This window comes from Pseudomonas sp. RL_105y_Pfl2_101 (genome assembly GCF_963970585.1).
Taxonomy (GTDB): Bacteria; Pseudomonadota; Gammaproteobacteria; order Pseudomonadales; family Pseudomonadaceae; genus Aquipseudomonas.
The window spans coordinates 63,578-77,975 of record NZ_CAXAPG010000007.1 but is presented as its reverse complement, the minus strand read 5'-3'; the positions used below and the strand labels follow the sequence as shown (position 1 = coordinate 77,975).

At 62.1% G+C, this 14,398-nt stretch carries 12 protein-coding genes; 5 read left to right on the top strand and 7 right to left on the bottom strand.

Annotation, left to right across the window (positions count from 1 at the left end; genetic code table 11):
• Nucleotides 1–59: 59 nt before the first annotated feature.
• A complete protein-coding gene (locus tag AACY31_RS10755) occupies nucleotides 60–1,049 on the bottom strand; it encodes an alpha/beta fold hydrolase (RefSeq protein WP_339476630.1) in 990 nt (329 codons plus the stop codon).
• 96 nt (nucleotides 1,050–1,145) lie between these two features.
• Nucleotides 1,146–3,521, bottom strand: coding sequence for a phosphoenolpyruvate synthase (gene ppsA, locus AACY31_RS10750; protein WP_339476629.1), 2,376 nt, complete (start codon nucleotides 3,519–3,521; stop codon nucleotides 1,146–1,148).
• 184 nt (nucleotides 3,522–3,705) lie between these two features.
• On the opposite strand from ppsA, the gene ppsR reads away from it, so the two are divergent.
• Complete coding sequence (gene ppsR, locus AACY31_RS10745; RefSeq protein WP_339476626.1) at nucleotides 3,706–4,524, top strand: posphoenolpyruvate synthetase regulatory kinase/phosphorylase PpsR; 819 nt, start codon at nucleotides 3,706–3,708, stop codon at nucleotides 4,522–4,524.
• A 138-nt stretch (nucleotides 4,525–4,662) separates the two neighbouring features.
• Here ppsR and AACY31_RS10740 read toward each other — a convergent pair whose 3' ends face one another.
• The 4 genes from AACY31_RS10740 to AACY31_RS10725 form a co-directional block, all read right to left on the bottom strand.
• A complete protein-coding gene (locus AACY31_RS10740; RefSeq protein ID WP_339476623.1) occupies nucleotides 4,663–4,890 on the bottom strand; it encodes an MbtH family protein in 228 nt (75 codons plus the stop codon).
• An 84-nt stretch (nucleotides 4,891–4,974) separates the two neighbouring features.
• Nucleotides 4,975–6,387 (bottom strand): aspartate aminotransferase family protein, encoded by a 1,413-nt coding sequence (locus AACY31_RS10735; RefSeq protein ID WP_339477060.1) that lies wholly within the window; start codon nucleotides 6,385–6,387, stop codon nucleotides 4,975–4,977.
• A 201-nt stretch (nucleotides 6,388–6,588) separates the two neighbouring features.
• A complete protein-coding gene (locus AACY31_RS10730) occupies nucleotides 6,589–7,920 on the bottom strand; it encodes an ATP-binding protein (RefSeq protein WP_339476620.1) in 1,332 nt (443 codons plus the stop codon).
• Entirely contained in the window at nucleotides 7,917–8,597 is a 681-nt protein-coding gene (locus AACY31_RS10725; RefSeq protein WP_339476619.1) for a response regulator, read from the bottom strand. The genes AACY31_RS10730 and AACY31_RS10725 overlap by 4 nt, the downstream gene beginning before the upstream one ends.
• 213 nt (nucleotides 8,598–8,810) lie before the next feature.
• Between AACY31_RS10725 and AACY31_RS10720 the strand changes: the two genes are divergently transcribed.
• The 4 genes from AACY31_RS10720 (at nucleotide 8,811) to dsbG (ending at nucleotide 13,215) form a co-directional block, all read left to right on the top strand.
• Nucleotides 8,811–9,755, top strand: coding sequence for a tetratricopeptide repeat protein (locus tag AACY31_RS10720; protein ID WP_339476618.1), 945 nt, complete (start codon nucleotides 8,811–8,813; stop codon nucleotides 9,753–9,755).
• A 120-nt stretch (nucleotides 9,756–9,875) separates the two neighbouring features.
• A complete protein-coding gene (dsbD, locus tag AACY31_RS10715) occupies nucleotides 9,876–11,603 on the top strand; it encodes a protein-disulfide reductase DsbD (RefSeq protein ID WP_339476615.1) in 1,728 nt (575 codons plus the stop codon).
• The gene (locus AACY31_RS10710) at nucleotides 11,603–12,472 is read left to right on the top strand and encodes a TlpA disulfide reductase family protein (RefSeq protein WP_339476614.1); all 870 of its coding nucleotides are present in this window, start codon (nucleotides 11,603–11,605) and stop codon (nucleotides 12,470–12,472) included. The genes dsbD and AACY31_RS10710 overlap by 1 nt, the downstream gene beginning before the upstream one ends.
• Nucleotides 12,448–13,215 (top strand): thiol:disulfide interchange protein DsbG, encoded by a 768-nt coding sequence (dsbG, locus tag AACY31_RS10705; RefSeq protein ID WP_339504414.1) that lies wholly within the window; start codon nucleotides 12,448–12,450, stop codon nucleotides 13,213–13,215. The genes AACY31_RS10710 and dsbG overlap by 25 nt, the downstream gene beginning before the upstream one ends.
• A gap of 199 nt (nucleotides 13,216–13,414) precedes the next feature.
• Here dsbG and AACY31_RS10700 read toward each other — a convergent pair whose 3' ends face one another.
• Nucleotides 13,415–14,227, bottom strand: coding sequence for an alpha/beta fold hydrolase (locus AACY31_RS10700; protein WP_339491328.1), 813 nt, complete (start codon nucleotides 14,225–14,227; stop codon nucleotides 13,415–13,417).
• Nucleotides 14,228–14,398: the final 171 nt, after the last annotated feature.

Below are 14,398 nucleotides of genomic sequence, written 5' to 3'. Positions count from 1 at the left end.
AGCGTCATATCTTAGCCGCAAGCAGACCAGAGCGAAATGCCCCTGTCAGAGGCTTTCGTTCAAACCGCCTCGGCCAGCGCGGGTGGGCTTTCCAGCAACGGCGCCTGCTGATCTTGCAGCCAACGCGCCACCAGAGGCCAGACCTCAGCCTGTGCGTCTTTGCTGACCAGCATCTCGACGTGGCCGAAATTGCCTTTGAAACCCTGCTCCTGGCCCAGGCAGACAAACTGCTTGTGCTCGGAACCGATCTGTTCGAAGAGCTTGCGGCACGCCCAGGTCGGGTCCTGGTGATCGCCCGCGGCACTCACCGCCAGCACCGGCAACTGGACATCGGCCAACCCGGCCCACCAGTTTTTCTCGGCATCGCCGAAACGTCCGAACAGCCCGTACCAACGCATGCTTTCCAGGGCCAGGCCGATGGGTTCGTCCTCGGGGCCGCGCTTGAGCCTTGAGCCGGACAATTGGGCAAAGCGCTTGAGGATGAAGCGGCTGCTCCACTCCACTGGCGGAATTTTCAGCGGCCAGTAGGTGCGGCTGACCTGGGTGCCGAAAAACGCCGCCGAAGCCACCGCAGGTTCGCCCAGGTAGTGACCGCCCAAGGCTGCCGCCAGGGTAATGCCCCCCAGGGAGTGACCGATCCAGTGGGGCACTTGCCCACTCTGCTCACGCACGAAGGCGCCAATGGCCGGCAAGTCGTAACGGGCGTAGTCGGCCACACGATTGTTGCGATAGGCCTGGTTGCGCTGGGACAGCCCATGGCCGCGCATCTCGGGAATCCAGACGTCGAACCCCAGGCGTGTCAGGTACGCCCCCAGGCCCAGGCCCTTGGGCGAATACCAAAAGCGCCGATTGGAAAAACTGCCGTGCAACAAGATCACCGGGACCCCACGGTTTTTGCAGGCGTCGGCCATGCCCAGCCGGGTGACGGCCAGCTCGACGCTGGCGTCCGGGCTGTTGCCGGGTTTCAAGCGATAGACGTCTTCGCTCAGATCACCGCGCCGCTCGGCGCTGATCAAGGCGACAGGAAAGAGGTTGCTGCTGCTTTGCATAATCTTCTTGCACAAAAAAGGGCGGCATCCTTGTGGAGCCCGCCCTACTTCAATCAAAAGGGACCCGGCTAATGCCAGTCGGGCCCCTTCACTCGATCAGACCGCCGCCTGACCCTCAGCCAGGAAGAACCAGGTTTCCAGTACGGAGTCCGGGTTCAACGAAACGCTTTCGATGCCCTGTTCCATCAGCCATTTGGCCAGGTCCGGGTGATCCGAAGGGCCCTGGCCGCAGATGCCGATGTATTTGCCAGCCTTGTTGCAAGCGGCAATGGCATTGGCCAGCAGCTTCTTGACCGCCGGGTTCCGCTCGTCGAACAGGTGCGCGATGATCCCGGAGTCACGGTCCAGGCCCAGGGTCAGCTGGGTCAGGTCGTTGGAGCCGATGGAGAAACCGTCGAAGAACTCGAGGAACTCTTCAGCCAGGATCGCGTTGGACGGCAGCTCGCACATCATGATCACGCGCAAGCCATTGTCGCCACGGGCCAGGCCGTTTTCCGCCAGCAGGTCGACGACCTGGCTCGCTTCGCCCAGGGTCCGGACGAACGGTACCATGATCTCGACGTTGGTCAGGCCCATCTCGTTGCGCACGCGTTTGAGGGCGCGGCATTCAAGTTCGAAGCAGTCGCGGAACGACTCACTGATGTAACGCGAAGCGCCACGGAAGCCCAGCATCGGGTTTTCTTCTTCCGGCTCGTAGAGCTTGCCGCCGATCAGGTTGGCGTATTCGTTGGACTTGAAGTCCGACAGGCGCACGATGACCTTTTTCGGCCAGAACGCCGCCGCCAGGGTGCTGATGCCTTCCACCAGCTTCTCGACGTAGAAACCGACCGGATCGTTGTAACCGGCAATGCGCTTGTCGACGCTGCTCTTGATTTCCTGCGGCAGGCCGTCGTAGTTCAGCAGCGCCTTGGGGTGCACGCCGATCATGCGGTTGATGATGAATTCCAGGCGGGCCAAGCCCACGCCAGCGTTCGGCAGTTGCGCGAAGTCGAAGGCGCGGTCCGGATTGCCGACGTTCATCATGATCTTGAACGGCAGCTCCGGCATGGCGTCCACGGAGTTCTTCTTGATGTCGAAGCCCAGTTCGCCCTCGAAGATGTAGCCGGTATCGCCTTCGGCACAGGACACGGTCACACCCTGGCCGTCCTTGAGCAGTTGGGTGGCGTTGCCGCAACCCACTACCGCTGGAATACCCAGCTCACGGGCAATGATCGCCGCGTGGCAGGTACGCCCGCCACGGTTGGTGACGATGGCGCTGGCGCGCTTCATCACCGGTTCCCAGTCCGGGTCGGTCATGTCGGAGACCAGTACGTCGCCGGCCTGGACCTTGTCCATTTCCGAGACGTCCTTGATGATCCGCACCTTGCCGGCGCCGATGCGCTGGCCGATGGCACGGCCTTCCACCAGCACGGTGCCGGTTTCCTTGAGCAGGTAGCGCTCCATGACGTTGGCGTGGGTGCGGCTCTTCACGGTTTCCGGGCGGGCCTGCACGATGTACAGCTTGCCGTCATCACCGTCCTTGGCCCACTCGATGTCCATCGGGCACTTGTAGTGCTGCTCGATGATCATCGCCTGCTTGGCCAGCTCGCTGACTTCGGCGTCGGTCAGGCAGAAACGCGCGCGCTCGGCATTGTCCACGTCGACGGTCTTCACCGAACGACCGGCCTTGGCTTCGTCGCCGTAGATCATCTTGATGGCCTTGCTGCCCAGGTTACGGCGCAGGATGGCCGGACGACCGGCTTGCAACGTGCCTTTGTGGACGTAGAACTCATCCGGGTTCACCGCGCCCTGCACGACGGTTTCACCCAGGCCGTAGGCGCCGGTGATGAACACCACGTCACGGAAGCCCGACTCGGTATCGAGGGTGAACATCACGCCGGCAGTGCCGGTTTCGGAGCGGACCATGCGCTGCACACCGGCGGACAGGGCAACCAGCTTGTGGTCGAAGCCCTGGTGCACGCGGTAGGAAATGGCACGGTCATTGAAAAGGGAGGCGAAGACTTCCTTGGCGGCACGGATGACGTTTTCCACGCCACGGATGTTCAGGAAGGTTTCCTGCTGGCCGGCGAAGGAGGCATCCGGCAGGTCTTCGGCGGTGGCCGAGGAACGCACGGCAACGGCGATATCCGGATTGCCTTCGGACAGCTTGGCGAACGCGGTGCGGATCTCGGCGTTCAGTTTCTCGGGGAACTCGGCCTCCATGATCCATTGGCGGATCTGGGCCCCGGTCTTGGCCAGGGCATTGACGTCATCGACGTCCAGGGCATCGAGCGCATCGTGGATCTGCTTGTTCAGGCCGCTCAGTTCCAGGAAATCACGATAAGCCTGGGCGGTCGTGGCGAAGCCACCTGGCACCGATACGCCAGCACCGGCGAGGTTGCTGATCATCTCGCCCAGGGATGCGTTCTTGCCCCCCACATGCTCCACATCATGGACGCCGAGCTTATCGAGGGAAACTACGTACTCTACCAAGGTGATCTCTCCACTAACTGTGTTGGAAAAGCTCAAGGCACCGGTGGCTCCAAGGGAGCGATGACCGGCGATATGGCCTGGACCTGGAAAATAAGTGAGAATGCGGGCCACTGGCGGCCGACAAATCGCGCCTATCATATCCAAGAATCGTCACTAGCTCACTAGCTTAAGGCCCAAGGCGCAAATGAAACGATCTGCTTTCTTTATCTCCGACGGCACCGGCATCACGGCCGAAACGCTAGGCCAAAGCCTGTTGGCGCAATTCGAAAACATTACCTTCGCCAAGTTCATACGTCCGTACATCGACAACGTCGACAAGGCGCGGGCCATGGTACAACAAATCAATAAAGCCGCCGAAACCGACGGTTTCCGCCCGATTATCTTCGATACCATCGTCAATCAGGACATCCGTGAGATTCTCGCAACGTCCAATGGTTTCATGATCGACATTTTTTCCACGTTCCTGGCGCCCCTGGAGCAGGAACTGAGCGAGCACTCGTCCTACTCGGTCGGCAAGTCCCACTCCATTGGCCACAACTCCAACTACATGGAGCGGATCGAGGCGGTCAACTTCGCGCTGGACAACGATGACGGGGCCCGCACGCATTATTACGACAAGGCCGACCTGATCCTAGTGGGGGTGTCGCGCTGTGGTAAGACGCCGACGTGCCTGTACATGGCGATGCAATTTGGCATCCGTGCGGCCAACTATCCGCTGACCGAAGAAGACATGGAGCGCCTGCAACTGCCCAGTGCCCTGCGCGCCCACCAGCACAAGCTGTTCGGCCTGACCATCGACCCGGATCGCCTCACCGCGATCCGCAACGAGCGCAAGCCCAACAGCCGATATTCGAGCTATGCCCAATGCGAGTTCGAAGTGCGCGAGGTGGAAAACCTGTTCCGGCGGGAGAACATTCCCCATATCAACTCCACGCATTTTTCCGTGGAAGAGATTTCGGCGAAGATCCTGGTGGAGAAAGGGGTGGAGCGGCGGTTCAAGTAAACCCGCAACACCATAAAGCCCTGCGGGAGCGAGCCTGCTCGCGATAGCGACGGTCAGTAACATGAATGTTGGCTGACACTCCGCTATCGCGAGCAGACTCGCCCCCACAAAGGTTGAGGCGTTCTTACAACCGTTGTATCAATGAGCCACAGCCGCCTGCGCTTCCATCTTCTTGCGCAAGCTCAGCGGGCGCATGTCGGTCCAGACTTCTTCGATGTAGGCCAGGCACTCCTTCTTGAGCCCGCTTTTGCCGACAGTGCGCCAGCCCTCGGGGACGGCCTTGTAGTCTGGCCAGATCGAATATTGCTCTTCGTGGTTGACCACGACCTGAAAGACGATGTCCTCGCGGTCGAATACTGAAGTCATGGGTGTCTCTCCATCTTTGCTCGAGGTTCGCTGCGGCGCATGCGCAGCCAGGGTATGAAAGGAACGAGCGGGGCCGAGTGAAAATTAGGTCTCGACGAGCGCCGCCTGCATCGCTCGCCCGAAAATCTCGGCAACCCGGTCGATTTGCGCCTTTGTGATGATCAGTGGTGGCAGGAACCGCACCACGCCGCCCTGTCGGCCACCCAGTTCCAGGATCAGCCCGCGCTTGAGGCATTCACGTTGCAGCCGTGGCGCCAGCCGTGCATGTACCGGCGGATGGCCCAGGGCGTCGGGCTTGCCCGCCGGGTCCACCAGTTCGACGCCGAGCATCAACCCGCGACCGCGGATATCGCCCAGTTGTGGGAAGTCTCGCTGCAGGATGCGCAGGTGCTCACTCAAGCGTTCGCCCATGGCGGCGGCGTGGGCCGGCAGATCGTGCTCCTGCAGATAGCGCATCACCGCGGAACCGGCGGCCATGGCCATCTGATTGCCGCGGAAGGTCCCGGCGTGAGCACCCGGCAGCCAGGTGTCGAGCCAGTCGCGATAGACCACCACCGCCAGCGGCAGGCTGCCACCAATGGCCTTGGACAGCACGACCACGTCCGGGATGATCCCGGCGTGCTCGAACGCAAACATCTTGCCGGTACGGCCAAAGCCGCTCTGGATTTCGTCGACGATCAACGCCACCCCCGCCTGCTCAGTGATCCGCCGCAAGCCGCGTAGCCAGTCCAGATCGGCGGGAATGACCCCGCCCTCGCCCTGCACCACTTCGACGATGACGGCGGCCGGCAATTGCACGCCAGCCTCGGGGTCATTCAACAGGTTTTCCAGGTAATGCAGATTGGCCTTCACGCCCGCCACACCGCCCAGTCCGAACGGGCAGCGGTAATCGTAGGGGTATGGCATGAACTGCACACCGCTGCTGAGCAAGGCACCCAAGGGCTTCTTCGGCCCCAAGCTGCCCATCAGGCTCAACGCCCCCTGGCTCATGCCGTGATAACCGCCCTGGAACGACAGCACGGTGCTACGTCCGGTGGCGGTGCGCACCAGCTTGAGGGCGGCCTCCACCGCATCGGTACCGGTGGGGCCGCAGAACTGGATCTTCGCCTCGGCGACCAACTCTGCCGGCAACAGACCGAACAGGTCCTGGACGAAACGGTCCTTGACCGGCGTGGTCAGGTCCAGGGTATGCAGCGGCAGCTCATCGACCAGCACCTGCTGGATCGCTTCGATCACCACCGGGTGGTTATGCCCCAGCGCCAGAGTGCCGGCGCCGGCCAGGCAGTCAATGAAGGTGCGGCCCTCGACGTCCTCGATATACAGCCCCTTGGCACGCTTGAGGACCAAGGGAATCCGCCGTGGATAGCTGCGGGCATTGGACTCCTGCCGACTCTGGCGGGCCAGCAGCGGCGACTCATTGAACTGGTAGAGCGTCTCGGCCGGCGCAGGGCTGACCCGGGCCGGCTGTGCTTCGATAAGACTGTTGGCGACTGACATCCCTCGACCCCGCAATACGCTGAAGTAATGACACACCGCACAGGTGCGCCTCCGGTCGGAGCGCATGTGCGGGTTTCCTGTTGTGGAAACGCATCAGCAACGCAGGGATTTACTCTCGGGCAGCACTTTCCCGGTCGACGCGATCAGCGGCCTGTTCGTGAGGCCTATGGGAGCCTTCCCGCAGGCCATGCCTGAAGTGGATCAGGCCGGTAATACCTGCACCGGCACCGTCAACTCGACCCGCAGCCCATCCGGGAGACTGTCGAAATGCAGGCCGCAGCCGCAACGCTGGACGATGGCCTGAACGATCGCCAGCCCCAATCCGCAGCCGGTGCTCTGGCCGTTACGCCAGAAGCGCTGAGTCAGGTGCTGGATGTCGTCGGCGGCGATGCCGGGGCCGTGGTCACGGACCTGAAAACGCACACGCTGGCCGACCATCTCCAGGCTCAGCTCCACATCGGTATCGTCCGGGGTATGGCGCAGGGCGTTATCCAGCAGGTTGCGCAAGGCGGCGATGGAAAGCACTGCCGGCATTTGCACCGAGGCGTCGGACAACCCTGGGGACAGGTGCAACCTGACGCGCCGCGAATCACTGCTGGCGGCATCCTGTATTGCCAACCGGGCGACCTGCTCGGCGTTGCATTGCACGCCATCGTCGAACGACAGGCTGCCTTCGACCCGAGCCAGCAGTAGCAACTGTTCGAGTGTGCGGTGCATGCGGTCGGCGCCCTCCTCGGCCCGGGCCAGGGACTGGTCGCGGGCGGCACCCTCGGTCATGCGCGCCACTTGCAGGTGCGTCTTGATGGCAGTCAGCGGGCTGCGCAACTCGTGGGCGGCGTCGCCGGTCAGCCGTCGCTCGCGCTCGATGGTCTTGCCGATGCGCTGGAATAACTGGTTCTGGGTCTCCAGCAGCGGTCGCAATTCGCTGGGCAATGGATGGATCTGCAAGGGCTCCAGGGAATCGGCATTGCGCCGCATCAACGCATCGCGAATACGATTGAGCGGTGCCAGGCCCTGGCCGATGCCCAGCCACAACAGGCACAGGCAACCGAGCAGCGCCACGCCCACCGGCACCGAAGCGGCCAGTAGTATCGACATGTTCAAGGCTTCGCGCTCGATCTGGCGGTCGGCGGTGGTGATGCGCAAGTCCCCCCTGGCCAGGGTGAAGCTGCGCCAGGGCGAGCCGTCGATCATCTGATCGTGAAAGCCCATTTTCTCGGCTTCCAGGGTTTGTTCTGGAGTGCCGTGGCTGCGTGCCAGAATCTCGCCGCGCAAGGAACTGACCTGACAGGCCATGCCGCCGGGAATGCTCAATTGCTCGGCGCTCAAATGCGTGCCGTCGCCCTTGCTGGACAACGGTGGCATCTGTTCCAGCAGTCCGGCGACCATCCGCGCCGAAGCCACCAGGCGCTGGTCGAGGGAAAACATCATCTGGTTGCGCAGATCACTGAGCATCCACGCCGCGGCCAAGGCCCAGATCAGGGCAAAGGCCGCGCCGAGGGTCAGGCTCAAACGCAGTCGCAGGCTCATCACTTGGAAGGTTCTCCACCTTCGGCCGGCCCCAGGCGATAGCCCAGGCCACGTACAGTCTCGACAATCCCGTTACCCAGCTTACGCCGCAGGTGATGGATATGGACGTTGAGGGCGTTGCTTTCCAATTCGTCGTTGAACCCGTAGACGCTGTCCTTGAGTTGCTCGGTGGACAGTACCCGGCCGCGACTGTGCAACAGTGCCTGCAACAGCGATTGCTCGCGCCGGGACAGATCCACCGGCTGGCCGTCCAGGGTGGTTTCCCGACTGCTGGGGTCGTAAGTCAGGCGACCGTGCTCGATCAGGTTGACACTGCGCCCCGCCACGCGCCGCAGCAACGTGTGCAGGCGCGCCGCAAGCTCGCGCAGGTCGAAGGGTTTGAGCAGGTAGTCATCGGCGCCGGCCTGCAAGCCGTCGACCCGGTCGGTCACCGAGTCCCGGGCGGTGAGGATCAGCACCGGCGTCTCCAACCCCTGCTGACGCAGTTGCCTGAGCAGCTTGAGACCATCCTCATCAGGCAATCCCAAGTCCAGCACCATGACGTCGAATTCCGCCACGCCGACCATCGCCCGCGCCGCCGATGCGGTGGCCACGTGCTCGACAGTCAGGCCCTGCGCCGTAAGGCCGGCAACGATCCCGCTGGCAATCAACTCATCGTCTTCGCAGACCAAAACGCGCATGAACGCTCCAAGAGTAAAAACCCGAGTAAATCAAGTGAACATTAAGGCTCAATTATGGCAACCCGAACAAGCGATGAACGTGAGGAAAAAACTGAAAACTTTGGAAATATATGGATGGTTCGCCATACATATATACCGCACCCGACCGGACCGTCACCTTTACCTTGATACCCGCTGAACACATATTTCCTTCTATTCACGCAGGTATCCAACATGTATTCACATCAAGACGCACTCACCACTTTTGCCAATTTTGTCGACTCGATCCAGCGCATGATCGATAGGGTAAAAACGCAACGAGCCACGGCAACGACCGAAGGGCTGCAGTTGTACAATCTGGGGGAATTCAATCGTGCAAAACCTCTTCTGTTGATTGGGGCCACGGACAGCGACAAGGACGCGCAGTACGCCCTGGCGGAATCCATTCGGCGCAGCGCTGCCGGCATGACCGAAGAGGCTCGCCGCTGGTATCAAAAGGCTGCCGACCAGGATCATGTCTATGCCTTGTTGCGACTGGGGGATGGACCATCACTCAAAAAAGCCAAGACCCTGATCGATGCCAACGTCGATAGCGCGATGGGCTGTTTGCAGGATTATGAACTGAACAAGAACATCGAATCGCTGAGAAAATCCGAGCAGGCCGGCTCGGCCGAAGCGAAATATATTCTGGCCGGCTTATATGGCTCCAACGAAAATCTCGTGCCGGCCGGTCTCACACCTTCCAAAGAAATCAAAAGGCTATACTTGGAAGCGGCGACGGCAGGCCTGCCGAAAGCAATGTCTGCGTATTCCAACCTGATCTCCGTGCGTAACGATAAGCCGATCAAGCGCCTCTGGCTGGAAAAAAGACTGGAATTAAATGACGTCAGTGCCTTGATCAGCTACGCCCTCGCGCTCTCGACGGAATACGACATGGACGAAGACGAGCGAGAATACGGCTATGAAGAAGACCTTGTCACAGCCTATGCCCTGTTGTGGCTGGTGGTTGACACGACCAGGGAATTCAGGCGTCACACCGAGTCAGCCCGCAATCTCAGAGCCCTTGAGAGTGAGCTGACAGCCGCACAGATCGCGCAAGCCAAGCAACAGGCCCAAACGTGGAAACTGAGCCACCCTCCGATGTCTGAATACCGGTTAACCTATAGCGACGTCATCTGACTTCCCGATTGACTCAGGGGCCCATCGCTTAGCCGACAAGTTCTCCAGATTGGCGTTAACTTCAAGTTAATCGCCTGTCGCCATTGTGCACCCCACTTGCTTCGTTCTAAGGCGTTACCCATGCATCGATTGCTTTTGCTGTGGCTGTTCCTGATCTCGGGCCTGGCCCAGGCCGCCAATCCCTTCGAAACCAAACCCGATTTCCTGCCGGTGGAAAAGGCGTTCGTATTTACCTCCGAACGCCTGGACTCCGGTGAAACCCAGCTGTTCTGGCAGATCGCCGATGGGTACTACCTGTATCAGCAGCGGCTCAAGTTCGATGGCCTGGCCGAGGCGCAAAAACCGCAGCTGCCGGAGGGTGACGCCCACAGCGACGAGTTTTTCGGCGACCAGCAGGTCTATCGCCAGGCGCTGGAGCTGAAGATACCCGCCGGTGCCACGGGCAAGATCAAGGTCGGCTTCCAGGGCTGCGCCGACGCCGGCCTGTGCTATCCACCCCAGACCCAAGTGGTCGACCTGGGTGGCAGCGCACCGGTGGCGGCCAGCGGCGAGGCGCCGGACCAGGCCCTGGCCAGCGGCCTGCAACAACGGGCCTTGGGCTGGAGCCTGCTGGTGTTCTTCGGCTTGGGCCTGCTGCTGGCGTTCACACCGTGTTCGCTGCCGATGCTGCCGATTTTGGCGGGATTGGTGGTGGGCAGCGGCGCCGGGCCGAGACGCGGCCTGGCCTTGGCCGGCAGCTACGTGATCAGCATGGCCCTGGTGTACGCCGCCATGGGCGTGCTCGCCGCGCTGCTGGGCGCCAACCTCCAGGCGCTGCTGCAACAACCGTGGCTGCTGGGCAGCTTCGCGGCCGTATTCGTGTTGCTGGCACTGCCCATGTTCGGTTTCTTCGAATTGCAATTGCCGGCCGCCCTGCGTGACCGCCTGGAAAACGCCGGGCGCCAGCGCCGCGGTGGCAGCCTGGTGGGCGCCGGCATTCTCGGGGCACTGTCCGGCCTGTTGGTGGGCCCTTGCATGACCGCGCCGCTGGCCGGCGCACTGCTGTACATCGCCCAGAGCGGCAATGCGCTGCACGGCGGGCTGATCCTGTTCACCATGGGCATCGGCATGGGCCTGCCACTGTTGCTGCTGGTGACCGTGGGCAATCGCTTCCTGCCCAAGCCCGGCGCCTGGATGAACCTGCTCAAGGGCGTGTTCGGCTTCCTGTTCCTGGGCACCGCGCTGCTGATGATTCGCCCGATCATCGACGGTTCGTTGTGGGTCGGCCTGTGGGGCATGCTGTTGTTGATTGCCGCCTACAGCGCCTGGCGCCAGACCGAAGGGTTCGGCCGCATCGCCTATGTCTGCGGCAGCGCCTCGTTGCTGTTCGGCCTGTGGGGCAGCCTGCTGGTGATTGGCGCGGCGGGCGGTGGCGATGATTTCTTCCAGCCGCTGAAGGTCTACGCCGGCAGCGAGGGCAGTGCGACCGTCAGCGCCCATGACGCGTTCGTCACGGTCAGCGAGCCCGCCGCCCTGCAGCGGGAACTGGACGCCGCCAAGGCCCAGGGCCAGTGGGTGCTGCTGGACTACTACGCCGACTGGTGCGTGTCCTGCAAGATCATGGAAAAACAGGTCTTCGGCCGCAGCGAAGTGCTGGACGCCCTGAAAGGCGTACGCCTGCTGCGCCTGGATGTCACCACCGACAGCCCCGCCAGCCGCGAGCTGCTGGGCCGTTACCAGGTGCCGGGGCCGCCGAGCCTGCTGTGGATCGGCGCCGACGGTGAAGAGCGCCGCAGCCAGCGGATCACCGGCGAAGTCGACGCCAAGGCGTTCCTCGAACGCTGGAACCTCGCCCGGGACGCCCGCTGATGCTGACGTTTACCTTGGGCACCTTTGCCATCGCCCTTAACCACCTGTTGCTTATCAGCGCCCTGGCCCTGGCAACCTTCGTCGGCTGGCGGGTGGCCAAGCGGGAAGGCGAAAACCCCGAGTCAGTGCTGTTCGTGCTGTTTCTACTGGGTCTGCTGGCCGCACGGATCGGCTTCGTCGCCGCCTATTGGCAACATTATCGGGACGACCCGTGGCAGATCGTCGACCTGCGCGACGGTGGCTTCCTGGCCTGGCCGGGCATCGTGGCGCTGCTGATTGGCGCCTTGTTGTGGGCCCGGCGCCGTCCACCCCTGCGCCGGCCATTGGGCTTCGGCGTCGTCAGCGGCTTGCTGTTCTGGCTGGTGGCGACCCTGTCGTTGACGATTTATGAACAAGGCACCCGGCTGCCGGACATCAACCTGCGCACCGCCGACGGCGAGACCGTGAAGCTCACCGACTACCAGGGCGGCCCCCTGGTGATCAATCTATGGGCCACCTGGTGCCCGCCCTGCCGGCGTGAAATGCCGGTGCTCGAAGAAGCCCAGCAACAGCGTCCAGACCTGACCTTCCTGTTCGTCAATCAGGCCGAAAGCATGCAAAGCGTCAGCACCTACCTCGCCACTCAAGGCCTGAGCCTGGACAACGTGTTGTTCGATGGCAGTGGCCGCCTCGGCCAGGCCGTCGGCTCCATGGCCCTGCCAACCACCCTGTTCTACAGCGCCGACGGTCGCCTGCTGGGCAGCCATCTGGGGGAATTGTCGGAAGCGAGCCTGGCTCATGCCCTGGAAAACTTCGAAACGCCGGACTCGCCCACGATGCCCCACTCCGCCACAAGGAAATCACCATGCCCCGCCTCCGCCACCTGCTGACCCTGGCCGTCGCCGCCGCACTGTCGCAAGCCCCGCTGCTCCAGGCCGAAGAATTGCCCGCGGCCATCAAGAAGATCGAAGCCAAGGGCGCAAAAATCATCGGCACCTTCGACGCGCCGGACGGCTTGCGTGGTTACGCGGCGCAATACCAGAACCGAGGCATGGCGCTGTACCTGACCCCGGATGGGCAGCACGTCCTGCTGGGCAACCTGTACGACGCCGACGGCAAGGACCTGAGCGCCGAGCCACTGCAAAAACTGGTTTATGCACCGATGGCCAAGGCCGTCTGGGCGAAGATGGAGGCCAGCAGCTGGATCGCCGACGGCAACAAGGACGCACCGCGCACGGTGTACCTGTTCAGCGATCCGAACTGCCCGTACTGCAACATGTTCTGGGAACAGGCTCGGCCCTGGGTCAAGGCCGGCAAGGTGCAGTTGCGTCACATCATGGTGGGCATCATCCGCGAAGACAGCCCGGGTAAATCCGCCGCCTTGCTGGCGGCCAAGGACCCGGAAAAAGCCCTGGCCGAGCATGAAAAGGCCGGCAAGGGCAGCCCGCTCAAACCGCTCAAGGCCATACCGCCGGTCATCCAGGCAAAACTGGACGCCAACCAGCAGTTGATGGACGAGCTGGAACTGTCCGCCACTCCGGCGATTTTCTATCTGGATGAAAAAGGCGACTTGCAACAGCAGCAAGGCGCGCCGTCGCCGGACAAACTGGTGAAGATTCTCGGACCGAAGTAATCCAACGTCCAAAACTGCTCTTGCTCGCGCTGGGGTGCGCCTGTAGGAGCTGTGTAGGAGCTGACGAGTGCAACGAGGCTGCGATCTTGTCCCAAACAGTTGAGTCTCAAACGAAAGATCAAGATTAAAAGATCGCAGGCTTCGCCAGCTCCTACAGAGCACAGCGGGAGCAAGCTCCCTCGCCACGGTTAGCCAGCAGTCAGAGCTTGCGCGCCAGGAACTCCAGCAACGCCCCGTTCACGAATTCCGGATTCTCCAGGTTGGAGATGTGCCCCGCCTGCGGAATCACCACATGGGGACACCCGATCAGCTCGGCCATTTCCAGGGACTCGGACGGTGGACGCGGTTTGTCCTGGTCGCCAAACATCACCGTCGTGCGCTTGGCGTCCAGTTCATGCAGGCGGGGCAGGATGCTGTCCCGACCGAAAATGATCCGCCCCAACGGCACGATGCTGTCGCGCAGGCGCTCGGTCGGCAGCGCGGCCAATGTGGCGCGCAACTGCTGGTAGAACGCCGACTGCGGGTCGATACCTGGCCGGAAGAAAATCGGCACGATGATGTCCAGCAAGGGTTCGGGAATACTGCCGCCGGCCTCGATCTTGTCGAACAACGAGAAGTAGTACTGGCGGGTCGGTTCCGGCTCGACGCCGACGTAGGTGTCCATCAACACCAGCGATTGCACGCGCTCAGGCGCCGCCAGTGCCAACCGAGCGCCCCACATTCCGCCCACCGAAAGTCCGACCAGATTGAAGCAGTCGATGTCCAGGTGATCCATCAATGCCAATGCCTGACGAGCCAGGTCGTCCAGGGAGGTCATGCCCTCAGGCAAACACCCGGACTGGCCGTGTCCCCACAAGTCCAGGGCGATGACCCGATAATGCTGGGACAACACCTCGATCTGCGGCGTCCACATGCTGTGGTCCCACAGATAGCTGCTGCCCAACAGCAGCACCGGACCCTGGCCTTGGTCCAGGTAGTGAAGCGGTTGTCCGTCAATGATTGCAAAGGGCATGGATGACCTCCTTGTTTGAGTCTGGAAAAAGCCCTGGGGAGACTGAGCTGAGCGGGCTGGGCCGTCAACCTCTGAGCCAGCAGTGCCTGTAGCGCCCCCCATCGTGGGCAAGCCTTGCTCCCACAGGGTTGATGCTCGAACACAAATACTCTGTTCACAGCTGATCCCTGT

Bases quoted from the DNA above. Each gene is read 5' to 3' on its own strand.
- AACY31_RS10755 (WP_339476630.1), bottom strand. From the start codon at position 1,049: ATGCAAAGCAGCAGCAACCTCTTTCCTGTCGCCTTGATCAGCGCCGAG.
- ppsR (WP_339476626.1), top strand. From the start codon at position 3,706: ATGAAACGATCTGCTTTCTTTATCTCCGACGGCACCGGCATCACGGCC.
- AACY31_RS10740 (WP_339476623.1), bottom strand. From the start codon at position 4,890: ATGACTTCAGTATTCGACCGCGAGGACATCGTCTTTCAGGTCGTGGTC.
- AACY31_RS10735 (WP_339477060.1), bottom strand. From the start codon at position 6,387: ATGTCAGTCGCCAACAGTCTTATCGAAGCACAGCCGGCCCGGGTCAGC.
- AACY31_RS10725 (WP_339476619.1), bottom strand. From the start codon at position 8,597: ATGCGCGTTTTGGTCTGCGAAGACGATGAGTTGATTGCCAGCGGGATC.
- AACY31_RS10720 (WP_339476618.1), top strand. From the start codon at position 8,811: ATGTATTCACATCAAGACGCACTCACCACTTTTGCCAATTTTGTCGAC.
- dsbD (WP_339476615.1), top strand. From the start codon at position 9,876: ATGCATCGATTGCTTTTGCTGTGGCTGTTCCTGATCTCGGGCCTGGCC.
- AACY31_RS10710 (WP_339476614.1), top strand. From the start codon at position 11,603: ATGCTGACGTTTACCTTGGGCACCTTTGCCATCGCCCTTAACCACCTG.
- dsbG (WP_339504414.1), top strand. From the start codon at position 12,448: ATGCCCCGCCTCCGCCACCTGCTGACCCTGGCCGTCGCCGCCGCACTG.
- AACY31_RS10700 (WP_339491328.1), bottom strand. From the start codon at position 14,227: ATGCCCTTTGCAATCATTGACGGACAACCGCTTCACTACCTGGACCAA.